At 60.2% G+C, this 24003-nt stretch carries 23 protein-coding genes; 16 read left to right on the plus strand and 7 right to left on the minus strand.

Annotated elements, in window-relative coordinates:
* Window positions 1-9 precede the first annotated feature (9 nt).
* From ACR9ZQ_RS39300 to glpK, 6 genes are all read left to right on the plus strand, one after another.
* Window positions 10-1080 (plus strand): ABC transporter ATP-binding protein, encoded by a 1071-nt coding sequence (locus ACR9ZQ_RS39300; RefSeq protein WP_481430614.1) that lies wholly within the window; start codon window positions 10-12, stop codon window positions 1078-1080.
* Between the two features lie 3 nt (window positions 1081-1083).
* Window positions 1084-1950 carry a carbohydrate ABC transporter permease gene (locus ACR9ZQ_RS39305; RefSeq protein ID WP_481430615.1) on the plus strand — a complete coding sequence of 289 codons (867 nt, stop codon included), beginning with the start codon at window positions 1084-1086 and terminating at the stop codon, window positions 1948-1950.
* Window positions 1951-1964: 14 nt separating this feature from the next.
* On the plus strand, window positions 1965-2786 hold the full coding sequence (locus ACR9ZQ_RS39310; protein WP_481430616.1) for a carbohydrate ABC transporter permease: 822 nt from the start codon (window positions 1965-1967) through the stop codon (window positions 2784-2786).
* Window positions 2787-2798: 12 nt separating this feature from the next.
* Complete coding sequence (locus ACR9ZQ_RS39315; RefSeq protein WP_439018778.1) at window positions 2799-3080, plus strand: DUF2160 domain-containing protein; 282 nt, start codon at window positions 2799-2801, stop codon at window positions 3078-3080.
* Between the two features lie 79 nt (window positions 3081-3159).
* Window positions 3160-4890 (plus strand): ABC transporter substrate-binding protein, encoded by a 1731-nt coding sequence (locus tag ACR9ZQ_RS39320; protein WP_481430617.1) that lies wholly within the window; start codon window positions 3160-3162, stop codon window positions 4888-4890.
* Between the two features lie 117 nt (window positions 4891-5007).
* Window positions 5008-6504: a glycerol kinase GlpK gene (gene glpK / locus ACR9ZQ_RS39325; RefSeq protein WP_481430618.1), complete on the plus strand. Its 1497-nt coding sequence runs from the start codon at window positions 5008-5010 to the stop codon at window positions 6502-6504.
* Between the two features lie 72 nt (window positions 6505-6576).
* On the opposite strand, the gene ACR9ZQ_RS39330 is transcribed toward glpK, so the two are convergent.
* From ACR9ZQ_RS39330 to ACR9ZQ_RS39350, 5 genes are all read right to left on the minus strand, one after another.
* A complete protein-coding gene (locus ACR9ZQ_RS39330) occupies window positions 6577-7647 on the minus strand; it encodes an ABC transporter ATP-binding protein (protein WP_481430619.1) in 1071 nt (356 codons plus the stop codon).
* 19 nt (window positions 7648-7666) lie between these two features.
* The gene (locus ACR9ZQ_RS39335) at window positions 7667-9187 is read right to left on the minus strand and encodes a DUF5060 domain-containing protein (protein WP_481430620.1); all 1521 of its coding nucleotides are present in this window, start codon (window positions 9185-9187) and stop codon (window positions 7667-7669) included.
* Window positions 9188-9216: 29 nt separating this feature from the next.
* Window positions 9217-10101 carry a carbohydrate ABC transporter permease gene (locus ACR9ZQ_RS39340; protein ID WP_007812244.1) on the minus strand — a complete coding sequence of 295 codons (885 nt, stop codon included), beginning with the start codon at window positions 10099-10101 and terminating at the stop codon, window positions 9217-9219.
* Window positions 10098-10997, minus strand: coding sequence for a carbohydrate ABC transporter permease (locus tag ACR9ZQ_RS39345; RefSeq protein WP_007812246.1), 900 nt, complete (start codon window positions 10995-10997; stop codon window positions 10098-10100). The genes ACR9ZQ_RS39340 and ACR9ZQ_RS39345 overlap by 4 nt, the downstream gene beginning before the upstream one ends.
* Window positions 10998-11090: 93 nt before the next feature.
* A complete protein-coding gene (locus ACR9ZQ_RS39350; protein WP_007812247.1) occupies window positions 11091-12344 on the minus strand; it encodes an extracellular solute-binding protein in 1254 nt (417 codons plus the stop codon).
* Window positions 12345-12437: 93 nt separating this feature from the next.
* Here ACR9ZQ_RS39350 and ACR9ZQ_RS39355 point away from each other — a divergent pair, with 93 nt between their 5' ends.
* The 3 genes from ACR9ZQ_RS39355 to ACR9ZQ_RS39365 all read left to right on the plus strand — a co-directional run bounded on the left by ACR9ZQ_RS39355 (window position 12438) and on the right by ACR9ZQ_RS39365 (window position 14430).
* A complete protein-coding gene (locus ACR9ZQ_RS39355) occupies window positions 12438-12599 on the plus strand; it encodes a hypothetical protein (RefSeq protein ID WP_481430621.1) in 162 nt (53 codons plus the stop codon).
* 489 nt (window positions 12600-13088) lie between these two features.
* Window positions 13089-13325, plus strand: a complete 237-nt coding sequence (locus ACR9ZQ_RS39360) for a ketopantoate reductase family protein (protein WP_310380321.1) — start codon at window positions 13089-13091, stop codon at window positions 13323-13325.
* Between the two features lie 43 nt (window positions 13326-13368).
* Complete coding sequence (locus ACR9ZQ_RS39365; RefSeq protein ID WP_481430622.1) at window positions 13369-14430, plus strand: ketopantoate reductase family protein; 1062 nt, start codon at window positions 13369-13371, stop codon at window positions 14428-14430.
* 82 nt (window positions 14431-14512) lie between these two features.
* Here the strand turns inward: ACR9ZQ_RS39365 and ACR9ZQ_RS39370 are convergent, their stop codons facing one another.
* Both ACR9ZQ_RS39370 and ACR9ZQ_RS39375 read right to left on the minus strand, forming a co-directional pair.
* Window positions 14513-16234, minus strand: coding sequence for an extracellular solute-binding protein (locus tag ACR9ZQ_RS39370; RefSeq protein WP_113320229.1), 1722 nt, complete (start codon window positions 16232-16234; stop codon window positions 14513-14515).
* Between the two features lie 76 nt (window positions 16235-16310).
* Window positions 16311-17237, minus strand: coding sequence for an NAD(P)-dependent oxidoreductase (locus tag ACR9ZQ_RS39375; protein WP_310380326.1), 927 nt, complete (start codon window positions 17235-17237; stop codon window positions 16311-16313).
* Between the two features lie 480 nt (window positions 17238-17717).
* On the opposite strand from ACR9ZQ_RS39375, the gene ACR9ZQ_RS39380 reads away from it, so the two are divergent.
* The 7 genes from ACR9ZQ_RS39380 to ACR9ZQ_RS39410 all read left to right on the plus strand — a co-directional run bounded on the left by ACR9ZQ_RS39380 (window position 17718) and on the right by ACR9ZQ_RS39410 (window position 24001).
* Window positions 17718-18506 (plus strand): glucose 1-dehydrogenase, encoded by a 789-nt coding sequence (locus ACR9ZQ_RS39380; protein ID WP_481430623.1) that lies wholly within the window; start codon window positions 17718-17720, stop codon window positions 18504-18506.
* A 105-nt stretch (window positions 18507-18611) separates the two neighbouring features.
* Window positions 18612-19685 carry a 2,3-butanediol dehydrogenase gene (locus ACR9ZQ_RS39385; RefSeq protein ID WP_481430624.1) on the plus strand — a complete coding sequence of 358 codons (1074 nt, stop codon included), beginning with the start codon at window positions 18612-18614 and terminating at the stop codon, window positions 19683-19685.
* A 67-nt stretch (window positions 19686-19752) separates the two neighbouring features.
* Window positions 19753-20037 (plus strand): YciI family protein, encoded by a 285-nt coding sequence (locus ACR9ZQ_RS39390; RefSeq protein ID WP_113320225.1) that lies wholly within the window; start codon window positions 19753-19755, stop codon window positions 20035-20037.
* The gene (locus ACR9ZQ_RS39395; protein ID WP_481430625.1) at window positions 20034-21047 is read left to right on the plus strand and encodes a Gfo/Idh/MocA family protein; all 1014 of its coding nucleotides are present in this window, start codon (window positions 20034-20036) and stop codon (window positions 21045-21047) included. The genes ACR9ZQ_RS39390 and ACR9ZQ_RS39395 overlap by 4 nt, the downstream gene beginning before the upstream one ends.
* Before the next feature lie 10 nt (window positions 21048-21057).
* A complete protein-coding gene (locus tag ACR9ZQ_RS39400; protein WP_481430627.1) occupies window positions 21058-22041 on the plus strand; it encodes a zinc-dependent alcohol dehydrogenase in 984 nt (327 codons plus the stop codon).
* A 4-nt stretch (window positions 22042-22045) separates the two neighbouring features.
* On the plus strand, window positions 22046-23104 hold the full coding sequence (locus ACR9ZQ_RS39405) for an SDR family oxidoreductase (RefSeq protein ID WP_113320222.1): 1059 nt from the start codon (window positions 22046-22048) through the stop codon (window positions 23102-23104).
* Between the two features lie 15 nt (window positions 23105-23119).
* Window positions 23120-24001, plus strand: coding sequence for an intradiol ring-cleavage dioxygenase (locus ACR9ZQ_RS39410; RefSeq protein ID WP_481430628.1), 882 nt, complete (start codon window positions 23120-23122; stop codon window positions 23999-24001).
* Window positions 24002-24003: the final 2 nt, after the last annotated feature.

Consider the following 24003-nt stretch of genomic DNA (forward strand, 5'->3'; position numbering starts at 1 on the left):
GAGAGCACAATGGCACGCATCACGCTCGACCATATCCGCCACGCTTACGGCGCCAATCCGAAGAGCGATAAGGATTATTCGCTGAAGGAAGTCGACCACGAGTGGAACGACGGCGGCGCCTACGCGCTTCTCGGCCCTTCCGGCTGCGGCAAGACCACGCTGCTCAATATCATCTCCGGTCTTCTCCAGCCGTCGCACGGCCGCATCCTGTTCGACGGCAAGGATGTCACGGACCTTTCGACCCAAAGCCGCAACATCGCGCAGGTCTTCCAGTTTCCGGTCATCTACGACACGATGACGGTCTACGACAATCTTGCCTTTCCGCTGCGCAACCGCGGCGTGGCGGAAGCAGATGTCGACCAACGTGTACGCGAAATTCTCGAAATGATCGACCTTGCCGGCTGGGCGAAGCGCAAGGCGCAGGGTCTGACCGCCGACCAGAAGCAGAAGATCTCGCTCGGGCGCGGGCTGGTGCGCAACGACGTCAACGCCATCCTCTTCGACGAGCCGCTGACCGTCATCGATCCGCATATGAAGTGGGTGCTGCGTTCGCAACTGAAGCGGCTGCACAAGCAGTTCGGCTTCACCATGGTCTATGTCACCCATGACCAGACTGAAGCGCTGACCTTCGCCGAAAAGGTCGTCGTCATGTATGACGGCCAGATCGTCCAGATCGGCACGCCGGCCGAGCTCTTCGAGCGGCCAAGCCACACCTTCGTCGGCTATTTCATCGGCTCGCCCGGCATGAACGTCATGCCGGCAAAGATCGACGGCAGCACCGTCAGGGTCGGCGACGAGACGCTGACGCTCGACTACGCGCCGAAGACCGACGGTGCGGCCAAGACCGAGCTCGGCATCCGGCCGGAATTCATCCGGCTCGGACGTGAGGGCATGCCGGTCTCGGTAAGCAAGGTCGAGGATATCGGCCGTCAGAAAATCGTGCGCGCCCGTTTCGCCGGCCAGCCGATTGCAATCGTCGTGCCTGAGGATGGCGAAATCCCTGATGACGCCCGCGTCAGCTTCGATCCGTCAGCCATCAGCATTTACGCCGACAGCTGGCGCGTCGGCAGGGAGGCCTGAGCCATGCAGAAGACGTGGAACAACAAAGCCTGGTTTCTGGTCCTGCCGGTGCTGCTGCTCGTGGCGTTTTCGGCCGTCATCCCGCTGATGACCGTCGTCAACTATTCGGTGCAGGATACGTTCGGCAATAACGAGTTCTTCTGGGCAGGCACCGACTGGTTTGTCCAGACCCTGCATTCCGACCGTTTCTGGGAAGCATTGCAGCGCAATCTGTTCTTCTCCTTCATCATTCTGGCGCTGCAGATTCCGCTCGGCATCTTCATCGCGCTCAACATGCCGAAATCGGGGCCGGGCGTTCCTGTCTGCCTCGTCTTGATGGCGCTGCCGCTCCTCATTCCGTGGAACGTCGTCGGTACGATCTGGCAGGTCTTCGGCCGTGTCGATATCGGCCTGCTCGGCCATACGCTGGAAGCGATCGGCCTCGACTACAACTATGTGCGCGATCCGGTCGATGCCTGGGTGACCGTCATCATCATGGACGTCTGGCATTGGACGAGCCTCGTTGTGCTGCTCTGCTATGCCGGCCTCGTTTCGATCCCGGATGCCTATTATCAGGCGGCCAAGATCGACGGCGCCTCGCGCTGGTCCGTCTTCCGCTACATCCAACTGCCGAAGATGAAGCGTGTGCTTCTGATCGCCGTGCTGTTGCGCTTCATGGACAGTTTCATGATCTATACCGAACCCTTCGTCGTCACCGGCGGCGGCCCCGGCAACTCGACGACCTTCCTCTCCATCGATCTGGTGAAAATGGCGGTCGGCCAGTTCGATCTCGGCCCTGCGGCGGCCATGTCGATCATCTACTTCCTCATCATCCTGCTGCTCTCCTGGGTGTTCTACACCGTGATGACCAGCGGCGACGCGAACGGCTGACGGAGGGCGCAGACATGACCAAAAAATACAAACCTGCAGGCAACCTTTCCTGGCTCGTCCCGACGATCTACATCATCTTCCTGATCCTGCCGATCTACTGGCTCGTCAATATGAGCTTCAAGGAGAATGCCGAGATCACCGGCGCCTTCTCGCTGTGGCCGACGAACCCGACGCTGCGCAACTATGCGGTCATCTTCACCGATCCGTCCTGGTACAACGGCTATATCAACTCGATCATCTATGTGGTGATGAACACGGTGATCTCGGTCGCCGCAGCACTGCCGGCTGCCTATGCCTTTTCGCGCTACCGCTTCCTCGGCGACAAGCACCTGTTCTTCTGGCTTTTGACCAACCGCATGGCGCCGCCGGCGGTCTTCGCACTGCCCTTCTTCCAGCTCTATTCGGCCTTCGGCCTGATCGACACGCATATTGCTGTCGCACTCGCCCACTGCCTGTTCAACGTGCCGCTGGCGGTCTGGATCCTCGAAGGCTTCATGTCCGGCGTGCCGAAGGAGATCGACGAGACCGCCTATATCGATGGCTATTCCTTCCCGCGTTTTTTCATCAAGATCTTCATTCCGCTGATAGCGAGCGGGGTGGGTGTCGCAGCCTTCTTCTGCTTCATGTTCTCGTGGGTCGAGTTGCTGCTTGCCCGCACACTGACGACGACGGCCGCAAAGCCGATCTCAGCGATCATGACGCGCACTGTCTCGGCTTCCGGCATGGACTGGGGCGTGCTTGCGGCAGCCGGAGTGCTCACTATCATTCCCGGCGCCCTCGTCATCTATTTCGTCCGCAATTACATCGCCAAGGGCTTTGCCCTGGGCCGCGTCTGAGGAGGACCGGACATGAGCTTTTCCTGGATGGCCTGGACGCTGCCGACGGCGCTGTTCTTCCTGACGATCCTGGCGCTGCTGATCGGCATGAGCGTCTGGGAATATTTTTCGCCGGGCGGCTCGCCGCGCGTTGGCTTGCTTCGTTTCGAGACGACGCGCGGCGACCGGCTCTTCATTTCGCTGCTCGGCGCAGCATTCATTCATCTTGCATGGCTGGGTCTCATCGGACCCAACCTGTGGTGGGCTCTTGGCATCTCCGTGATCTACGCCATCGGCGTGTTCCGCTACGTGTGATGCCAAGGTAATACGGATGGCCGGGGGTACTGGCCGCCTGAGACGTGAGACCTGCAATCGCAAACCCTGGGAGGATATTATGCGAAAGCACTTACTGACGACGACAGCAGGCTTGCTGCTGGCGATGACTGCGTCGGCCTATGCCGGCATGGACGAGGCCAAGACATTCCTCGACAAGGAAGTCGGCGATCTCTCGACGCTTTCCCGCGCCGACCAGGAAAAGGAAATGCAGTGGTTCGTCGATGCCGCCAAGCCCTTCGCCGGCATGGACATCAAGGTCGTCTCGGAAACGCTGACAACGCATGAATATGAATCGAAGGTGCTGGCGCCTGCCTTCACTGCGATCACCGGCATCAAGATCACCCATGACCTGATCGGCGAAGGCGACGTGGTCGAAAAGCTGCAGACGCAGATGCAATCGGGCGAAAACATCTATGACGCATACGTCAACGATAGCGACCTGATCGGCACGCATTGGCGCTACCAGCAGGCTCGCCCGCTGACGGACTGGATGGCCAACGAGGGCAAGGATGTCACCAATCCGGGCCTCGATCTCGACGACTTCATCGGCACCAAATTCACGACCGCGCCGGACAAGAAGCTCTACCAGCTTCCCGACCAGCAGTTCGCGAACCTCTACTGGTTCCGCTATGACTGGTTCAACGACGAGAAGAACAAGGCCGATTTCAAGGCGAAATACGGCTACGACCTCGGCGTTCCCGTTAACTGGTCTGCTTATGAGGACATTGCCGAATTCTTCACCGGTCGTGATGTGAACGGCAAGAAGGTCTTCGGCCACATGGACTATGGCAAGAAGGACCCGTCGCTCGGCTGGCGTTTCACCGATGCCTGGTTGTCGATGGCCGGCAATGGCGACAAGGGCCTGCCGAACGGCCTTCCTGTCGATGAATGGGGTATCAAGGTCGACGAGAATTCGCGTCCGGTCGGTTCGTGCGTTGCACGCGGCGGCGACACCAATGGTCCGGCTTCCGTCTATTCGATCGCGAAATATCTCGATTGGATCAAGGCCTACGCTCCGCCGGAGGCAGGCGGCATGACCTTCTCCGAATCTGGTCCGGTGCCGGCACAAGGTGCGGTCGCCCAGCAGATCTTCTGGTACACGGCCTTCACCGCCGATATGGTCAAGCCCGGCCTGCCGGTCATGAACGATGACGGCACGCCGAAATGGCGCATGGCTCCGAGCCCGCACGGCGTCTACTGGAAGGACGGCATGAAGCTCGGCTATCAGGACGTCGGTTCCTGGACGCTGATGAAGTCGACGCCTGACGACCGCGCCAAGGCCGCATGGCTCTATGCGCAGTTCGTCACCTCGAAGACGGTGGACGTGAAGAAGAGCCATGTCGGTCTCACCTTCATCCGCGAATCCACCATCCGCGACAAGAGCTTCACGGACCGTGCTCCGAAGCTCGGCGGCCTGATTGAGTTTTACCGCTCGCCAGCCCGTGTCCAGTGGTCGCCGACCGGCACCAACGTTCCTGACTATCCGAAGCTCGCGCAGCTGTGGTGGCAGGCAATTGGTGATGCCGCTTCTGGTGCAAAGACGGCGCAGGAAGCCATGGACTCGCTGTGCGGCGAACAGGAAAAGGTGCTGCAGCGCCTGGAACGCGCGAAGGTGCAGGGCGATATTGGCCCGAAACTCGCGGAGGAGCATGATCTCGCCTATTGGAACGCAGACGCGGTGAAGAAGGGCAACCTTGCGCCGCAGCTGAAGATCGAGAACGAGAAGGAAAAGCCCGTCACCGTCAACTATGACGATCTCGTCAAGAGCTGGGCCGACGCCAAGAAGTAGGCGTCGAACTGGCCGGGCGCAGCAGCGCCCGGCCATCCCTAAATTTCCATGATCATATCGGGGACAGAGCTGCCGTTCCGACGGAACGATCGCTGCTGCGCGCAGGAAACAGATGTCATGAGCGGCCATATCCTTGCCATCGACCAGGGCACGACATCCTCACGAGCCATAATTTTCGACCCTCAGATGCGGACCGTTTCGTCGGCCCAGACGGAGATCACCCAGCATTTCCCGCAGACCGGCTGGGTGGAGCACGACGCGAACGAGATCTGGGACACGGTGCTTTCGACGGCCCGCGATGCCCTGGCAAAGAGTGGCACAGGCCCTGGCGCAATTGCTGCCATCGGCATCACCAACCAGCGGGAAACGACTGTCGTCTGGGAAAGAGCCACCGGCCGGCCGCTACACAAGGCGATCGTCTGGCAGGACCGGCGCACGGCGGAAATGTGCGACCGGCTGAAAGTCGATGGCTATGAAAAGCTCTTCACCGCCAAGACCGGCCTGCTCCTCGATCCCTATTTTTCCGGCACGAAGCTGCGCTGGCTGCTCGACAATGTCGAGGGACTGCGCGCCCGTGCCGAAGCCGGGGAGGTCTGTTTTGGTACCATCGACAGCTGGATCATCTACAAGCTGACCGGCGGGCGGGCGCATGTCACCGATGCGACCAACGCCTCGCGAACCCTGCTCTACAATATCGCCGAGAACCGCTGGGACGACGAGCTTCTAGAGATCCTGCGCATCCCGCGGGCGCTGCTGCCCGAGGTTAAGGACAGTGCCGACGATTTTGGCACGGTCGATCCTGACATCTTCGGCGCCGCGATCCCGATCCTCGGGGTCGCGGGCGACCAGCAGGCGGCAACGATCGGCAATGCCTGTTTCGAGCCGGGCATGGTCAAATCGACCTACGGCACCGGTTGTTTTGCGCTCCTGAATACCGGCGACGACCGCGTGCACTCGAAGAACCGGCTGCTCACCACCATCGCCTACCGTTTGAACGGCAAGACCACCTACGCGCTGGAAGGGTCGATCTTCATTGCCGGTGCGGCCGTGCAGTGGCTGCGCGATGGTCTCGGCATAATCGGGAACGCATCGGAAACCGGTGCTCTGGCTGACAGAGCCGATCCGCAGCAAAGGGTCTATGTCGTGCCCGCCTTTACCGGCCTCGGGGCTCCCTACTGGGATCCGGAGGCGCGGGGCGCGATTTTCGGCCTGACGCGCAACAGCGGCCCGGCCGAGTTGGCGCGCGCCGTCCTGGAATCGGTCGCCTACCAGACGCTCGACCTGCTCGTGGCAATGCGCAGCGATTGGGGCGACCATCCGATCGAAACGGTCCTGCGCGTCGATGGCGGCATGTCGGCCTCCGAATGGACCATGCAACATCTCGCCAACATTCTCTCAAGTCCCGTCGATCGGGCGGCGACCTTGGAGACGACGGCACTCGGTGCGGCCTGGCTTGCCGGATCGAAGGCCGGTGTCTGGCCGGACCGGAAGGAGTTCGCACGCGCCTGGGCGAGCGATCGTAGCTTTGAGCCCGATATGACCGACGTAGACAGGCAGGCGAGAATTGTCGGCTGGCGCAATGCGATTGCGCGAACACTCAGTACGGTGACCTGACCGGGGCGGACCACCATCGTAGAGAAAGAGCCGGGCGGTGTCAGGCCGCCCGGCTTATCGATATGTCTTGCTTCAAGCGTCGAGCCGGTTCTGTGTCTGCCGGTCGAAGAAATGCACTTTCGGGGTCGCAAAGGACAGCTTGATCCGCTGCTCGGGTGCAAGGTTCACACGCTCGCGCACAACCCAGGTGAGTTCCTTGCCCTCGACCTCGACGGCGACATGGGTTTCCGAACCGGTCGGCTCGATGACCTTCACGATCGCTTCGACGCCCTCATCGCCACCGAGCGAAATATCCTCCGGACGGATGCCGAGCGTCAGCGACTTGCCAGCGGAATTCTCCGGCGCTTGCGAGAGTTTGACGCGGGCGCCGCCGGGAAGAGCGAGGCTCGGGCTACCGGAATTCTCAAGCGTGCCCTCGAGGAAATTCATCGCCGGTGAGCCGAGGAAACCGGCGACGAAGATATTGCGCGGCCGGTCGTAGAGTTCGAGCGGGCTGCCGATCTGTTCGACGTGGCCGCCCTGCAGTACGACGATCTTGTCGGCCATGGTCATGGCCTCGATCTGGTCGTGCGTGACATAGACGATCGTCGTCTTCAGGCGCTGATGCAGCGCCTTGATCTCGGCCCGCATCTTGACACGCAGCTTCGCATCGAGGTTCGACAGCGGCTCGTCGAAGAGGAAGACCTTCGGATCGCGAACAATGGCGCGGCCCATGGCGACGCGCTGGCGCTGGCCGCCCGAAAGCTGGGCCGGCTTGCGCTCCAGCAGCGGCTGCAGGCCGAGGATAGCAGCAGCCTCTCCCACCTTTTTGTCGATCTCTGGCCGCTTGGCGCCGGCAAGCTCCAGCGCAAAACCCATGTTCTGGGCGACCGTCATCTGCGGATAGAGCGCGTAGTTCTGAAAGACCATGGCGATATCGCGGTCCTTCGGCTGCAGATTGTTGACGACGCGCCCGTCGATGCTGATCTTGCCGGCGCTGATCTCCTCCAGGCCGGCGATCATGCGCAAGAGCGTGGACTTTCCGCAGCCGGACGGGCCGACGAGGATGACGAACTCGCCATCGGCAATCTCGACATCGATGCCGTGGATGATGTCGACCGAACCGAAGGATTTCTTGACTTTGTTGATGCTCAATCCGGACATGGGGGGGCTCCTTCTATCCTTAGCGCTTCCTGCGCACGCGCAGTGCCTGATGCGGCTTGCGGGGAAGCTTGACGCCGAAAGCAGCATCCGGCTTGCCGCCGCGCACGATCGCGCCATGGCGGGTGGGATGCGGGACGGGCGCAGCGACCTTCTCGGCCGGTGTGATCGTCATCTCCCAGGTATCGATGATATCGACATCGTAATTGTCGTCGTCGAGCGGCAGGCCCGATGACCAGATGACCGGCTGGTGCTCGCCGAGATAGATCAACCGGAAATCACCATCACCGTCCCGTGCGCCCGAGACGCGCGACCAGGGCCATTCGCCGATGACGCCGAGCGGCTCCAAACCGTGCTTCACATCCGCCTCGAGCAGATCGCGCAGGAAGCCGATGCGCTTCCAGGCCTCGCCGCGCAACTGACCGCCCTTGGCCCACCAGATCAGGTCCTCGGGATGCGAATAGGTCTCGCCGTGGCCGGCATAACCGCCGCGCGCCATGGTGATCCAGTAGCGATGCACCAGTTCCTGAGCCGAAAGATTGCCCCAGGACTGCAGGATGTCGCCTTCATATTCCGGCTCGTCGTTGACGACCGGCTTGCCATAGGCGTTGCGCCATTCCTGCGTGCGCTTGACGTCGGGGTTCTGGATGCAGGTATGGGTGACCCAGGGCTTGCGATGGTCGAAATTTGCCGTCACGTCGCCATTATGGATCGAGCGCAGGTGCTGGTAGGGATCGTTTTCTTCCAGGATATGGAAGTAGCGGTCCCACTGCTCCATCGGCTTGGTATCAATCAGGAAGTCATATTCATTGGCAAGCGACCACCAGACATTCCGGTAAGCAGAAAGCCGCGCCGCGAGATAGGCGACATAGCGGAAATCCTGCTCGGCCGGCATGTCGGCATAGCCCCAGCGGTCATAGGGGTGAAAGATGATGATATCGGCCTCGATGCCGAGCGCGCAAAGGGCTGCCACCTGCCGGTCGAAATGCTGGAAGAGGGCAGGGTTCGGTCGGTCGAAATCTTCCTTGCCGTCAGCGCCCTTTTCGAAGCAGGCATGTAGCGGCTCATTGGTATTATAGGGATAGTCCTTCGGGAAGACGCCCATGCGGATCTTGTTGAAGCGGGTTTTCTTCAGCGTCTCCAGTGTCTGGTTCTGCATCTCCAGCGGCTGATGCGTCCAGGCATAGCAGGTCGTGCCGAAGGAGAAGAAGGGCGTTCCGTCGGCATAGCCGAAATGGAACTTGTTGCGCACGTGCACCGGCCCATGATTGCCTGCCGACGGCGCAGCTGCTGTAAACGAACCCGTCTTGCCGTCGAGTGCCGACGTCTTTGAGCGCGTCTTGAAGGACCATTCGCCCTCGACGTCGGGCATGAAGCGGATGCGGTAGGTGCCGTTTCCGTCATAAAAGCCCGGCACGCGGACCTCGCGGCTCTTTTGCGTGAACACGGCATCGAATGCCACGTCGAGATAGGGATTGCCTTCGGACGGGCCGGCAAAGGCCGCTTCGAACACGCCCCATTTTTCGACTGCTGCATCGGACATTCTGTCTCTCCTCGTAAACAAGATTTCGGTCAGCCCTTAACGGCCCCGGAAGTCAGTCCGGACACGAAGTAGCGCTGGAACATGAGATAGACGATCGTCGCCGGTAGCACGGTCATGACGATCGCGGCGTTGAGCTGGCCGTAATTGCTGGAAAACTGCCCCTGGAACGACATGAGGCCGAGCGGCAGGGTCCACATGTGCTGGTCCTGCAAAAGGACAAGCGCCATGGCGAATTCGTTCCAGGTGGAAACGAAGTCGAGGATCAGCAAGGCGGCGAGAACCGGCAGGCAGACGGGCAGGAAGATCCGCCGGAAAATAGTGAAATGCGTCGCGCCATCGATGAGGGCTGCCTCCGACAGCTCCTTCGGAATGCCCTTGAAGAAGCCGTGCAGGATGAAGACCTGATAGGGAACGCCGAAGGCGATATAGGGCAGGATGACGCCCGGATAGGTGTCGATGAGCCCGAAGGAATTCACCAGCGTGAAGAGCGGTGCGAGCATCACCTGGAAGGGGATCATCGTGCCGAAGACCACGAGCAGCAGGAGCGCCTTGCTGATCTTCAGCTTGATCTTGGCAAGCGCATAGGCGGCCATTGCCGACAGCGCGAGGCCGAGCGGCACCTTGATGACGGTAATGATGACGCTGTTGAAGAAGGAGCTGGCAAAATTGCCGCGGCTCCAGGCGTCGGCGTAGTTTTGAAAGGCGAGTTCGGTCGGCGGCATGAAGGCGCCGGTGCTGGTGACCGCGGCCGGCGTCTTCAGTGAGGTGAAGACGATGAAGACGAAAGGCGCGACCCAAATCAGCGCGACAAGGATGAGGGCGATCCACAAGCCGATGAGGATGGGGTCGCGCTTCAGGCGAAGGGGCTTGGTATCGATGTCGAGATCGTCGGCTTGCGCTCCGAGAACTGTCACGATTCGACCTCCTCATGCTTTTGCGTCCAGCGCAGATAGGGGATGACGATCGCCATGGTGATTAAAAGCAGCACCACCGAGATCGCAGCACCGCGGCCGAAATCGAAGATCTGCATGGCCTGGGTGAAGGCCCAGAGCGCCAGCATCTGGGTCGACTGGGCGGGACCGCCGCCAGTCAGGCCATAGACGATGTCGAAGGCCTTCAGCGACGAGATGATGGAGAGAACCAGAACGATGGTAATGGTGGGACGCAATGCCGGCAGCGTAACATGCTTGAAGACGGCCCAGCGGCCGGCGCCATCGATGCGGGCGGCTTCCACCAGCGTCTGCGAGACGTTCTGAAGACCTGCGAGGAACAGCACCATCGAGAAGCCGACGGTCTGCCAGAGATAGGCGATGAAGACGGAATAAAGCGCGATATCCTTGTTGCCGAGCCAGTCCTTGATCCAGGTCTGCATGCCCCAGGAGGTCAGCATCTGGCTGAACAGGCCGAAGAAGGGATCGTACATCCACTTCCACATGGTGGCGACGGCGATCGGCGCAATGATGACGGGCAGGTAGAAGATGGCGCGCAGGCTGTTGCGGCCGAAAATCTTCTGGTTGAGGCTGAGCGCCAAGAGCAGCCCGACCAGCGGCGGGAAGATCAGGCTCATCAGCGTCCAGATCACGGTATTCCGGAAAGCAACCCAGAAGACCGGATCGCGCGTGAAGATCGCCGTATAATTCGCGAGGCCGACGAAAGGCCGTTGCGGATCGAGCCCGTTCCACTTCTGGAAGCTGATAATAACCACGTTCAGCATCGGGTAGAGCGCGAAGATCGCGTAAATGGCCAGAGCCGGGACGAGCAGGATGAAGGCCTGCATGCGTGGATCATGAGTTGTTTGGCGCAATGACATGCTCACCTCCGGGCAGGGCACGACCCTGCCGGTCTTGCGAATGCGGCGCCAGCCGACCGACATTGTGTCGGCCAGCCGGCGTCTCGGGAGGAGTTAGGTTCTACCGGCGATGAAGGCCTGCATCTGCTTGGCTGCTGCGGCCGGCTCGATGCTGCCGGAGGCAACATCGTTGATGACGCGGAAATATTCCGTCGTCACGTCAAGCGGAAAGGCCTGGTCGCCATTCATGTAGATCTTGCTGTAGGTCTTGAAAATATCCAGCCACTCGGCTTCCAGAGGCTTCTGGTTGGTGTACTGGACATTCTTGTTGACCGAGATCGAGCTGATCTGGCCGACGAGATCCTGCTGCACTTTCGTCGACAGGAAATAGTCGATGAATTTCGCAGCCATGTCCGGGTTCTTGGTCTTGGTGCTGATGTAGTTGTACTCGGCGAAACCGTAGAGACGGTTGGTGTTGGTCGGGAAGGGGAAGATTCCGTAATCGTCGAGATTGACGCCGCTGCCGGACAGCTGGCCGACCAGCCAGTCGCCTTCCAGCATCATCGCCGCGCGACCGGCGGTGAAGAGACTATAGGACTGCTTGTTGTCGATGCCCATGAAAGGCTGCAGCGTATAGTCCTTCGTCCACTTGGCGAATTCGGTGAACGCGTCGGTCGCGCAGGGCTCCTTCGACCAGTCGAGCTTCATCAGCTTCAGCTGGTCGTGCTTTTCAGCACCGCACTTGGTTTCCAGGATCACATCCATCAGGCGCATGACGTGCCAGTTGACGGTGCCGCCGAAGGTGAAGCCCGGAATACCGGCTGCCTTCAGCTTGTCGGCTGCGGCCAGAAGCTCGTCATAGGTCTTCGGCTCTTCGGTGATGCCGGCCTGCTGGAAGAGCTTCTTGTTGTAATAGACGGCCTCACCCTTGAAGGTGAAGGGCGTGCCGTGCTTGCCGCCCGGATAAAGATCGGCAAAGGCAGCCGCAGAGGGAAGCAGCTCGTCGTTCCACTTGTATTCGGTGTAGTACTTGTCGAGCGGCAGCGACAGGCCGGCCTTCACGTATTCGCCGCCGAGGCCAAGGCCTGCCCAGCTGAAATAGATGTCCGGGCCGCGGTTGGAACCGGCAGCGACGCGTAGCGCCGTCTTGTGCTCGTCGACGGCGCGCTGGACGATCTCGATATGGGTTCCCGGGTTTGCCGCTTCGAAGTCGCTCGCAACCTTCTTCAACGCGACGTTGGCGGCATTATTGTCGAAGTTCAGCGTCCAGAGCGTGATGTCCTCGGCCTTGACGGGGGTGACCGCAACAGCCGCAATTGCGATGGCGGCCATGCATGAAGACTTCAATTTTGCAGAAAGCGTCAGCATTACGTCCTCCTCTTGTAAGCTGGAGCCTTTCTTGCCGGATGCTCATTGACATGTCAACTGGTATGATGAGCTAACCATAGGAATGGGCGTCTTATGATCGCTGCCAGTTTCGTTGAGGCCCTGGGGGCGGCCGCGGCCGGGGAGGATCCGTTTGTTGGAATGGTTATTTCAGGTTGGAAAAACCTGGCGCCTTCTAGCTTCGGCGTCCAGCCTCGATTGAGAGACGCCGAAAATCTGCGCCACGCCGGGGTGTGACTACGGTCGGACTAAGCCCTCCCTTCGTGGCGGGCGCTAGTCTAATCCTGACTGAGAGAGAATCCGACCTTGATCGCCGCTACGCATTAGCTGCCAAGCAATCGCGGAAACGCTTCAGTTTTGTTCGCGGTCACTTTTAGTGAGCGCTTCAGCAACGTGTGGCCGTAGCTCTAGCGCCTCTACATGCCTTCATGGGTTTGTGTAGGACCGGGCAAGCCGAGCAGACCTTCGTGCGGTCGAGGGCGGGGCGCCATGCGTCTCGACATGACGGACTTTGAGGCGTCCATCGTCGCGAGGCTGCACCAGCCAGTCATGGCCCGGACGATCTCGCCCGGCTCGGAGGTCGGGCTGCGTGATTGGACGACGCCCGGCATCCAGAATGGATAATTGCGTCGTTTCACATTTTGGAGATTTTTCCTACGATCTCTCACGAAATCTCGGGAGGATTTCGGCGTATCCACGGACATCGGCCTCTAACCGAGTAGCGTGATGGATCATCGCCAGGGGAGGTTGCTGATGATGTCGAATACGCTGACGACCGCTCTCCAGGATTGGCGCAAGGGACGGCGCGCGGAGGTCCTCGATCTCAACGGTCACGTGGTCGAAACCTCGAAAAGGGCGGGCCAGAGCGCACCTGTCAATCAACGGATCGTCGAGATCGCCCGCGCCATCGAGCGCGGCAGCCTTTCGGCGCAACCGCCAAACGCCACCCTTATCGAGGCATGAATGGCCGTTACCGGCCGGAGCAACAGTATGAGAGGAGAAGTTCATGGGTTGGGATGAGACGCGCGGTCCGCGGATTGCATTTGTTGGAACGGGCGCGCAAGGCGCGTCCATCGGGGCGGATTTCGCCTTGGCAGGCCTTGATGTCACCTTCATCGAGCAATGGCCGGAGCATGTGATGGCGATCCGTGAAAAGGGCATCACGGTGAACCTGCCGAAACGCACCATCAATGCGAAGGTCCCGGCTTTACACCTGTGTCAGGTCGCCGAAATCAAGGAACCCTTCGATGTCGTGTTCCTCGTGGTAAAAGCCTACGACACCAAATGGGCATGCCAGCTGATCGAGCCATGTCTGGCGCCTGATGGGCTGGTCGTCGGTCTCCAGAACGGCATGACGCATGAGGATATTGCCGACGTGGTCGGCCGCGAGCGGACGATCGGCGCCGTCATCGAAATCGCCTCCAATATGTTCGTGCCCGGCGTCACCAACCGGCAGAACGATCATGACACGTCCTGGTTTGCGCTCGGCGCGCTCGATCCGAAGACGCAGGATCGCGTGGAAGCAGTCGCCGATCTGCTGCGCAATTCCGGCACGGTCGAAGTGATGGACGACATTCGTTCCGCCAAGTGGATGAAGCTTGTCGTCAATGCCGCCGAACTTATTCCGTCGGCCATTATCAATCTGCCGCTCGCCGATGCAGCGCGCGCACCGGGCATGCTCGAGGTCATGCGGGCCGCCGGATATGAGGCGATGCGGGCAGCACTCGCCGACGGAGCCAAAATCGTTCCGATCATCGGCATGCTGCCGGTGACCACCAATCATCCGGAACGTTATGTCGATCAGATCTTCGACGAAGTGCTGAAGACCTTTTCACAGGCCGACACATTGACGACGTCGCTGCAGGATTGGCGCAAGGGACGCCGAGCGGAAGTTGGGGAGGTCAATGGCTGGGTTGTCGATATACTGCGCGTGCACGGACAGGAAGCCCCGGTCAATCAACGGGTCATGGACGTGGCTTTTGATATCGAAGCCGGTCAGATCGATGCGCGACCGGAGAATGCAGCACTACTGATCGAGGCATACCAGGCCGTGATGGCACACAGCTAGGATAAGAACAGGCGGCTTTTTGGGGCCGTGGTAAATATCCACGGCCACCCGTCGTCGTTCATCGCCGGTGCATTTTGATTGGCTAAACCGTGCTCTGCCGTGTCCAGCTCCTCTGCGTGGATTTGAGGCTTTCTTCAATTTGAGCGGCGGCGTGCTCAAGTGCAAGCCGCGGCGTCTTATTGCCGAGCAATGCCTCATGGATCTCTTCGCCGAGGACCTTCTCGATCGTCGTATATTGTGGGATCTTTGGGCGCTGCCAGGTCTGCAGAAGGTTCTTCTTGGCGAGCTGGTCCACGAAACGCACGATCGGCGAACTTGCGGCAGCCTCCGGATCGGCACTGACGGAAAAGCGCGGCGCGACCGGAAATCCGTTTTTCACATGCGCTTTCATTGCTTCTCTCGATGCCATCCAGGCGATCGCATCGGCGGCCAGTTCCACTCGTTCCTCGGGCAGATTTGTCGGAATGCAGAAGAGAAAGCCCCCGATCGGCGAGGCGCGCGTGCCGCCCGGGCCAGAGGGCTGAGGCAGATATTCGACCCTGCGCTTGACGACCGACTGGACGTCATATTCGAAGCGAGCCGCGCGCATGGTCCAGAAATAGCCGAGACTTGCTTTTCCTTTGAGGAACACTGCGAGCGTCTGGTCCCAGGCCATTTCAAGGATCTTGGGTGGAGAGATTTCGAGCAGCCTGCGCATATAGTCAAGCGCCGCAAAACCAGCGTCGGACAGAATCGTGCAGCTCAATTCTTCGAGGTTGACGCCCTCAAGCGTGAAGCCCGCGCGGATCTTGCGCAGCGAAATCGCCGGTTGACCGCAGGCGCCCATGAAAAACAGGAAGCTCGAGGCGATCGGCATGCCGCGCGCACCATCCCAGACCGCGCCGAACATTCCCTCATCGGGAGCGTGAAATTTGCGACCGGCATTGATCACATCATCGAATGTCTTCGGGAACGACAGGCTCGCATCGGCAAACAGGTCCTTTCTCGCTGCAAGGACCTCGATGGTGCAATAGCCGGGAACGCCATAGTCACGCCCTTCCCAGGTCGCTGAAGACCAGATGGAGGGATGGAAATCGAGCGGGTTGATGCCCGTCTTCTGGATATATTGGTCGATCGGCCTGATAACGCCGCTCTCGGCGAATTCGCCGAGCCAGGGCATGTTGATGGCGATGACGTCGTAATCGGAAAGCCGCTTGGCGCCATTTTCGCGCGCACGTCGATAAAGGTCGGGAAGCGGCAGAAGGTCGAAATTCTTGCGCGAAGCGAGGTTGCTGCGGAAGTCGGCCCACATGTTGCGCATCGCGGAGAAATAATTGTCGTCGTTCAGGAGAAAACGAAGCTCGATCTGCGATTCCGCGCGCTTCTGCACCAGCCGCATCGGTGGGATGATTTGCGAGCCGAGCGGTGTTCCGCCGAAATAATACTCATCCTCCTCCTCGCCTGCCCGCAGCCCCAATGTCTGCGCGAGCAGGGATTTCGTCTTGCGGGCATAAAGCTCGAAGGAGCGAAGCAATTGCTCGCTCGGCTGCAGCGCGAAGCTCTTTCCTGTCTGTCCCTTGGCGACCTTGAGAATGTAACCGGCATCGATGAGGCGATTGATCAATCGCATCGAGGTTGCATAGGGAAGACCGGATTCCTGCCCGAGCGTCGAGATCGAGACAGGCTGGCTCAGAATATGCGACTTGATCAGGAACGTGACGATAAGCCAGATCGCATCATCATCGGCCGCTTCGACGACCTCTCTGAAGGGGCGGCGTGTTTTCTCGATGAAATCGATGACGCGCAGCATTTCATATTCGTTCACGTCGGCCTCCCAACCGTCGCGCTGCCTGCAATCAGACTAGCCGGCAACTCTTCCGCTCGCCAGCCCCGTCAATGCGCTAAATGGCCTTGAGGGTGTGCGAAGCAGCAGCCTTTTCCCGGCCCAGGCCAGCAAGGCGCTCATATTGTTCGAAGAGCACGAAGAAGTCCTTTTCGGCAAGACCATCGGCGAAGGCTGCCTCGTACTGCTGGCGGATCATCGAGGCGAGATACATCGGAACATGATCGGATTTTGCCGCCCCAAGGATCAAGTCGAAGTCTTTCATCATCTGTGAGACGGAAAACGCGGGATCGAAATTGCGGTTGACCAGCAGGTCGCGCTTGTAGGCGATCAGCGGTGACGAGACAGCACTCTCGCAGATGACGTTGAGCATGGTCTCGACGGTCAGATTTCCCTTTAATCCAAGCGTCAATGCCTCCCCAAGAAGGGCTGCCGTTGCGCCGACGAGCGCATTCAGCACGAGTTTCAGATAGCGTGCCTGCTCGCCTTCGCCGAGATAGAACTGTTTCGCTGAAAAGCTCGCCAGAACGGGCTCGACCTTTTTATATGCCTGTTCGGGACCAGAGACCATGACCGAGAGCAGACCCGAGGATGCGGTGATCGTACTGCCCGAAACGGGCGCACGCACATAGTCGACGCCCTTGCGGTGAAGGGCTTCTGCAACTTCGGCCGAAAGCTCCGGCGAAACGGTGCTCATCTCCACCAGGATCTGGCCGGGCTTGAGCAGTTCGACAAGCGTGGAGGGTGCAAGTGTGAGCTGACGCAGCACCTCGTCATTCGGAATGGTCAGGATCACTATGTCGGATGCCTCGACCAGATCCTCCAGGCTGTGGGCGACGTTCGCGCCCTGCGCAACGACGGAAGCACGGTTTTCCGGAAGTGGCTCATAGACGGACAAGGCATATCCGTTCTCGAGGACGCGCCGGCTCATCGGCGCGCCCATCTTGCCGATGCCGGCCCATCCCACTTTCAACGTCTCGCTCATGCAAAACCTTCCTTCCCCGGAGGTGATCGCCAACCGGAATTCTCGATGCAGCTCTATGTCGAAGGAGCGCCAGCGAACCGGGCGAAAACATGCCTCAACTCGGCGCGAGCGCCGTCTCCTCCCGAAGAAATACTAGCGTCAGCCGAAGACCTATTGCTGCATTGAAAATATCCATTTCGGACAATTAAGGATTTGTCGAAGCGCAGGTTGATCCTCTAGCCTTCGCTTCGGATCGCACGGCGGTTCCTGTGGGAGGAATATTGCCGTCAATATGTTGGAGATGACGCGGAAGCCAGCGCTTCCGCGCTTGATCCCGCGTCCTCAGCGGTTCGGACAGTTCAGGGGAGGGGTAGATCAGATGAGGCGGCGGCCTGCCGTTCTGGTCGGATCCCCTCACACCGCAACCTGTCGCATTCGCCCTGTCCGTCACTTCTGACGGTCTCAGCTGAAGCGACGGGAGTTCTATTAGGAGGGAATGCCATGAGTGGCTTGGTCAACGATAAGGTTGTCGTCATAACCGGCGCGGCGCGCGGTATAGGCGCGGGCATTGCCGCCGATCTTGCCGAAAATGGCGCGCGCGTGGTGATTGCAGATCTCAATCTTGATAGCGCGCAACAAACCGCATCAAGAATTTCCTCTGCGGGCGGCAGCGCGGTTGCAATTGCCGTCGATGTCTCGAGCCGTTCCAGCGTCAGGGCGCTGATCGACGAAACCATATCTCGTTTCGGCCGGCTAGACGTCATGTTCAACAATGCCGGCATCAGTCAGACCTGCCCCTTCATGGAGGTGACGGATGAGGATTTCGACAGGATCATGGCGATCAATGGCCGCGGCGTTCTGATCGGAACCCAGGAGGCGGCAAGGCAAATGATCGCTCAGGGCGATGGTGGCAAGATCGTCAACACTGCCTCGATCGCCGGAAAGCAGGGCTACCCGTTGTTTGCCCATTATTGCGCTTCCAAATTCGCGGTTGTTGCGATCACGCAGGCGGCTGCCCGCGCGCTTGCAGAACACAAGATCACGGTCAACTGCTTCGGCCCGGGTGTCGTCAAAACCGAGCTGTGGGAACAGCTCGACCGCGAGTTCATCGAGCGCGGCCTGACGGAAAAGCCGGAACAGGCGATCAATGATTTTTCTCAATCGATCCTTCTGGGGCGGGTATCGCTTCCCAAGGATATCGCCGGCGTCACGACGTTTCTCGCCTCCCAGGCATCCGACTATGTCACCGGCCAGACCATCATGGTCGATGGCGGCATGGTGCTGATCTAAAAGGGCGAGCGCTGTGACAGGACCGACCGGAAAGCGTCTTGCTTTGGGCATCGGACCGGTCTGCGACGGCGGCTCAATAACAAGTTCATCATGAAAGGCGTGAAGATGAAGGCTGTACGGTACTATTCCAAGAAAGATATTCGCGTCGAAGACGTGCCGGCGCCAAGCGGCCGCCTGGGCGACGACATGGTGCTGATCGACCCCCTGGTTTGCGGCATCTGCGGTACCGATATCCACGAGTATATTGCAGGGCCGATCGTCACCCCGGCCACCCCCCATGTCTATTCCGGCGCCACGCTGCCGCAGATCCTCGGTCATGAATTTTCCGCACGTGTGCTGGAGGTCGGCAGGAACGTCACGCATGTTGCTCCAGGCTCGCGCGTCTCGATCCAGCCGCTGATCTCGCCGCGCGACGATTATTATGGCCGGCGTGGGCTCTTCCACCTCAGCGAAAAGATGGCCTGCGTCGGCCTGTCATGGGACTGGGGCGGAATGGGCGAGCGCGCCGTCGTCAATGGCTATAACGTCTTTCCGGTCCCAGACAGCGTCTCCGATGTTCAGGCAGCGATGATCGAGCCTGCTGCCGTCGCGCTTTACGGCGTCGATCGCGGTCGCGTCACCTCCGGAAGCTCGGTGCTGGTGTCTGGTGTCGGTCCGATCGGCGCCCTCGTGCTCCTGGCGACAAAGGCGGCAGGCGCCACGACGATTTTCGTCTCGGAACTCAATCCCAACCGCAGGGCGCTGGCCAAGACGCTCGTTCCTGAAGCGATTGTCTTCGATCCGCGCGAGACCGATACCGAAGCGCTGTTCCGCAGCCACACTGAGGAAGGCGTCGGTGTCGACGTCGCCTTGGAATGCGTCGGCGCCGAGGCGTCGCTCAATCTTTGCGCCAAGGCGGTCCGGCGTCAGGGCACGGTCGTGCAGGTCGGGCTTCACGTCCGGCCGGCGGCAATCGATGCAATGCTCTGGGCGCTCAAGGACATCACCGTCGAAGCCACCTGGTGCTATCCGGTGCAGATCTGGCCGCGCATCGCGCAGATGATCGGAGCGGGAATCTTCCCGGTCGAAAAGATCGTCACGGCGCAGATCGCCCCGGAGGACGTGGTCGAAGAAGGCTTCGAGGCCCTGATCGATCCGGCCGCCTCCCACATGAAGATCCTCGTCAACATGAAGGCCTGATCAAGGAACTTCCAAACGCCAAACCTTCGACGACCACGCCATTGCCTGAATTCGAAAGGAATTAGACATGCATTATGTTGTTCATTGCCTTGATCACGAGGGGGCTGTCGACAAGCGCCACGCCAATTACGACGCCCACAAGGCCTATCTGTCGACCGGCAAGACCAAGACTGTCATCTCCGGTCCGCTTCTGGCCGACGACAACGAGACCATGATCGGTTCGCTTTTCGTTTTCGAGGCCGATACCAAAGAAGAAATCGTTGCGTTCAACAAGGCCGATCCTTTCACCAAGGCCGGCGTTTGGAAAACCGTCAACATCCACCCGTTCAACAAGCGAGTGGACAATCGATGACCATGCGCGAAGATAAACCCGTCATCGCAGCGCTGGTCGGTCTCGGCTGGTGGGGTCGCAAGATGGCGAGCCTCGTCAATGCCGGGGGCGCGAAAATGCATTTCGTCCGCGGCATCGATCCCAATCCCGACGCAGCCGCCTTTGCTGCCGAGATGGGCTTGCAATATTCCCATGACATGGCGGAAGCGCTCGCGGATCCGACGATCGAAGCCGTTGTGCTCGCGACACCGCATTCGCTGCACCGGGAACAGATCGCGCGTGTCGTTGCAGCCGGAAAACACGTCTTCTGCGAAAAGCCGCTGGACCTGACCAAGGCTGGCGCGCAGGCATCGGTGGATCTCTGTCGCGATGCGGGACTTGTCCTCGGCATGGGCCACGAGCGTCGTTTCGAGCCGCCGATCGCTGCAATCCTGGAGGCTGCAAAATCGGGCAAGCTTGGCAGGCTTCTGCAGATCGAGGCGAATTTCAGCCATGACAAGTTTCTGGCACTCGATCCCTCCAATTGGCGGCTGAAGGCCGATCAGGCGCCAGCAGGCGGCATGACGGCGACCGGCATCCATCTGACCGACCTCTCGGTGAAGCTGATGGGCCCTGCCGCGGACGTGCGCGTCGTTTGCGAAAATCTCGCGTCCAGCATCCCGCAGGGCGATACGATGAGTGCGCATATCCGTTTTTCAGGCGGCGGCACGGCCTATGTCTCGGCAACCCTCGCCACCCCCTTCATCTCCCGCTTCGCCGTCTTCGGGACGGAGGGATGGATCGAAGTGCGCGACAGGGCCCATGTCGAGGCACCCGATGGCTGGGTGGTGACCGAAGGCTGGAAGAACGAGAAGATCACCGTTCGTGAGCTGCCGCCGGCCGAACCGGTCCGTGACAATCTGAGGGCATTCGCCCGGGCGATCCGTGGCGAGGCGGATTATCCGATCACCGGTGAGGACATGATCAACAATATCGCTCTGCTGGAAGCGATTGTACGCTCCGCAAAGAGCGGCACGCTCGAGAAGGTCTGAGGAGAAGGACATGAAAGCTCTGGTTTTCGAGGCTCCCGAAAAGCCCGTCGTCGCCGAAGTTGGAATACCGGACCTGTCGCCGAACGAGGTTCTCGTTCACACCAAGGCTGTCGGGATCTGCCACTCCGATTATGAACTGCTTGCCGGCCGCTACATCATCCCGATCTCCTACCCCGTCACACCGGGGCACGAATGGAGCGGCGAAATTGTCGAAGTCGGACGCAACGTCCAGGGCTTCAACAAGGGCGACCGCGTTGTCGGCGAATGCGTGGTGCGCACGCCTGAGCGCCTGCATCATTTCGGCTTTTCGATCAGCGGCGCTGACCGCGAGTATTTCACGGTCAATCCGGAATGGCTTCATAAGCTGCCGGACGCCGTGGACGACAAGAAAGCCGCGCTGATCGAGCCGTTTACCTGCGGTTTTTATGCCGTCCTTCGTTCCGGCGGGACAAATGCCAGCGAAACCGTCGTGATCTCGGGTGGCGGTACGATCGGCCTTGTGTCGGCTGCAGCCGCCATCGGCATGGGCGCGCGCGCGATCGTCGTCGATCCGCTTGCCTCGCGCCGGGACGTCGCAAAGCGGCTCGGCGCAGACGTCGCGCTCGATCCATCTGACGGGGGTGCTGCAGAGACGATCCGCGAGCTGACTGGCGGAAAGGGGGCCGATCTCGTCATTGAGGCCTCCGGTCACGATGCCTCGCTTGCGGCAGCCTTCGACTACGCGCGCGAGGAAGGCCGTGTGTCGATGGTCGGCATCAATATCGGCCGCAAGGTGCCGGTCGTGATCGGCCAGATTCAGATGAAGAACCTGACGGTGCGCGGTTGCATCGGCTCACCGGGTGTATGGCCGGCTGCTATTCGCTTTCTGGAACGAACAGGCATCGATCTGTCGCCGATCCAGACGCATGACTTTGCCCTGACGGAGGCGGTCCAGGCCTTTGCCTTCGGACAGGATCCGACCAAGAGTATCAAGATCACACTGTTGAACGGTTGAACCCATGACAAAGCATGCCCTGATTGTCGGCGCGACCGGCATTACCGGAAGCAACCTAGCCGAACTCCTGCTTGCCGCGGGTGACTGGGGCGTATCGGGCCTGTCCCGATCCGTCAGCCCGATCGCCGGGGTGCAAACGCTTCAGTGCGATCTCGTGGATCCGGATTCCGTCCGTGGTGCGCTGCTCGGTCTGCGGCCAAGCCACGTTTTCATCACTGCCTGGTCGCGCCAGGAGACGGAAGCGGAAAACTGCAAGGTGAACGGGGCGATCGTCCGCAATGTGCTCGATGGCTTGCAGGGCGCAAGTGTCGGCCATGTCGCGTTGACGACTGGCACCAAGCATTATCTCGGGCCGTTCGAATCCTACGCCAAGACACAGCCCGAGACCCCTTTCCGCGAAGAGCAGGAGCGCCTGCCGGGGGAAAATTTCTACTATGTCCAGGAGGATGAGGTGTTTGCTGCCGCAGCCCGCGACGGCTTTACCTGGTCGATCCACCGGCCGCACACGCTGATCGGCTATGCCGTCGGCAATGCAATGAATATGGCTGCAACACTCGCAATCTACGCATCGATCTGCAAGGAGACGGGAAGGCCGTTCGTCTTCCCTGGATCGCCGCAGCAATGGCAGGCGACGACCGATGTCACCGATGCGCGCCTGCTTGCCCGGCATCTTCGATGGGCCGCAACCACGAAGGAAGCGGCCAATCTCGCGTTCAACGTCGTCAACGGCGAGGTCTTCCGGTGGAAATGGTTGTGGCCGCGGATCGCCGCCTATTTCGGCATTGAGGCAGCACCCTATTCTGGTGCGCCCGACCCCCTCGAAAACCAGATGGCGGGCGCTGACGAGATCTGGAACGGAATGGTCAGAAAATATGACCTGCAGCCCAATGCGCTCTCGCGGGTCGCCTCCTTCTGGCATTCGGACGCAGATCTCGGTCGGCAGGTCGAGACCTTCAACGATATGGGCCGCAGCCGCAAGCTCGGCTTCATGGATTATCAGGACACGACCCAGTCCTTCACCGACGCTTTCGACCGCCTGCGCGCGGATCGCATCATACCCTGATTGGAGGAGGACCGCATGAGTGCCGACCTCACAGCACCGGTTTCGCCGGCGGGATATTTTACCGAGGAAAACTCGATCGAGACCGTCAATGCGCGCATGGCCAAGGACGTCAATCCGCGGCTCGCCAAGATCATGGCATCCCTCGTGAAGCATCTCCACAATTTCGCGCGCGAGATCGAGCTCACGCAGGAGGAATGGGAATTCGGCATCGATTTCCTGACCCGCACGGGCCACATCTGCACGCAGGAACGCCAGGAGTTCATCCTGCTCTCGGATACGCTCGGTCTTTCCATGCTGGTCGACGCCATTAACAACCGACGGCCACAAGGGGCGACCGAAAACACCGTCTTCGGTCCGTTCCATGTCGAGGGCGCTCCCGTACGCCGTATGGGCGATCAGATCTGCCTCGACGGCAAGGGCGAAAGCTGTCTGTTCACCGGCCAGGTGCTCGATCTTAACGGCAATCCGGTAGCGGGCGCCCGCATCGATGTCTGGTCGGACAATGCGGAAGGCTATTACGACGTGCAGCAGCCCGATATCCAGCCGAAGTGGAACAATCGCGGTGTCTTTATCACCGGCTCCGACGGAGCCTACAGCTTCGTCGGCATCAAGCCGGTTTCCTATCCCATTCCCGATGACGGACCGGTCGGCAAGATGCTGGCGTCGCTCGGACGCCATCCCTATCGTCCGGCCCACATGCACTACATGGTCCGCGCCGACGGCTTTCAGAAGCTCGTGACGCACACTTTCGTCGGGAAAGACCCCTACCTTCAATCAGACACCGTTTTCGGCGTGAAGAAGACGCTGGTCACGCCTTTCGAACCTGTCGAGAACGGCGACACGATATGGCGCTCCGATTTCGATTTCGTCCTCACGCGCACCGGGCAGGGGCGCTAGGA

The sequence above is a fragment of the Rhizobium sp. KNZ14-9A genome, assembly GCF_056755015.1.

Coding starts and splice junctions, on each gene's coding strand:
- ACR9ZQ_RS39300 (WP_481430614.1), top strand. CDS start 10: ATGGCACGCATCACGCTCGACCATATCCGCCACGCTTACGGCGCCAAT.
- ACR9ZQ_RS39315 (WP_439018778.1), top strand. CDS start 2,799: ATGAGCTTTTCCTGGATGGCCTGGACGCTGCCGACGGCGCTGTTCTTC.
- ACR9ZQ_RS39360 (WP_310380321.1), top strand. CDS start 13,089: ATGGATCATCGCCAGGGGAGGTTGCTGATGATGTCGAATACGCTGACG.
- ACR9ZQ_RS39330 (WP_481430619.1), bottom strand. CDS start 7,647: ATGTCCGGATTGAGCATCAACAAAGTCAAGAAATCCTTCGGTTCGGTC.
- ACR9ZQ_RS39365 (WP_481430622.1), top strand. CDS start 13,369: ATGGGTTGGGATGAGACGCGCGGTCCGCGGATTGCATTTGTTGGAACG.
- ACR9ZQ_RS39400 (WP_481430627.1), top strand. CDS start 21,058: ATGAAAGCTCTGGTTTTCGAGGCTCCCGAAAAGCCCGTCGTCGCCGAA.
- ACR9ZQ_RS39410 (WP_481430628.1), top strand. CDS start 23,120: ATGAGTGCCGACCTCACAGCACCGGTTTCGCCGGCGGGATATTTTACC.
- ACR9ZQ_RS39395 (WP_481430625.1), top strand. CDS start 20,034: ATGACCATGCGCGAAGATAAACCCGTCATCGCAGCGCTGGTCGGTCTC.
- ACR9ZQ_RS39405 (WP_113320222.1), top strand. CDS start 22,046: ATGACAAAGCATGCCCTGATTGTCGGCGCGACCGGCATTACCGGAAGC.
- ACR9ZQ_RS39310 (WP_481430616.1), top strand. CDS start 1,965: ATGACCAAAAAATACAAACCTGCAGGCAACCTTTCCTGGCTCGTCCCG.
- ACR9ZQ_RS39380 (WP_481430623.1), top strand. CDS start 17,718: ATGAGTGGCTTGGTCAACGATAAGGTTGTCGTCATAACCGGCGCGGCG.
- ACR9ZQ_RS39350 (WP_007812247.1), bottom strand. CDS start 12,344: ATGCTGACGCTTTCTGCAAAATTGAAGTCTTCATGCATGGCCGCCATC.
- ACR9ZQ_RS39355 (WP_481430621.1), top strand. CDS start 12,438: ATGATCGCTGCCAGTTTCGTTGAGGCCCTGGGGGCGGCCGCGGCCGGG.
- ACR9ZQ_RS39320 (WP_481430617.1), top strand. CDS start 3,160: ATGCGAAAGCACTTACTGACGACGACAGCAGGCTTGCTGCTGGCGATG.
- ACR9ZQ_RS39305 (WP_481430615.1), top strand. CDS start 1,084: ATGCAGAAGACGTGGAACAACAAAGCCTGGTTTCTGGTCCTGCCGGTG.
- ACR9ZQ_RS39375 (WP_310380326.1), bottom strand. CDS start 17,237: ATGAGCGAGACGTTGAAAGTGGGATGGGCCGGCATCGGCAAGATGGGC.
- ACR9ZQ_RS39390 (WP_113320225.1), top strand. CDS start 19,753: ATGCATTATGTTGTTCATTGCCTTGATCACGAGGGGGCTGTCGACAAG.
- ACR9ZQ_RS39385 (WP_481430624.1), top strand. CDS start 18,612: ATGAAGGCTGTACGGTACTATTCCAAGAAAGATATTCGCGTCGAAGAC.
- glpK (WP_481430618.1), top strand. CDS start 5,008: ATGAGCGGCCATATCCTTGCCATCGACCAGGGCACGACATCCTCACGA.
- ACR9ZQ_RS39345 (WP_007812246.1), bottom strand. CDS start 10,997: ATGTCATTGCGCCAAACAACTCATGATCCACGCATGCAGGCCTTCATC.
- ACR9ZQ_RS39335 (WP_481430620.1), bottom strand. CDS start 9,187: ATGTCCGATGCAGCAGTCGAAAAATGGGGCGTGTTCGAAGCGGCCTTT.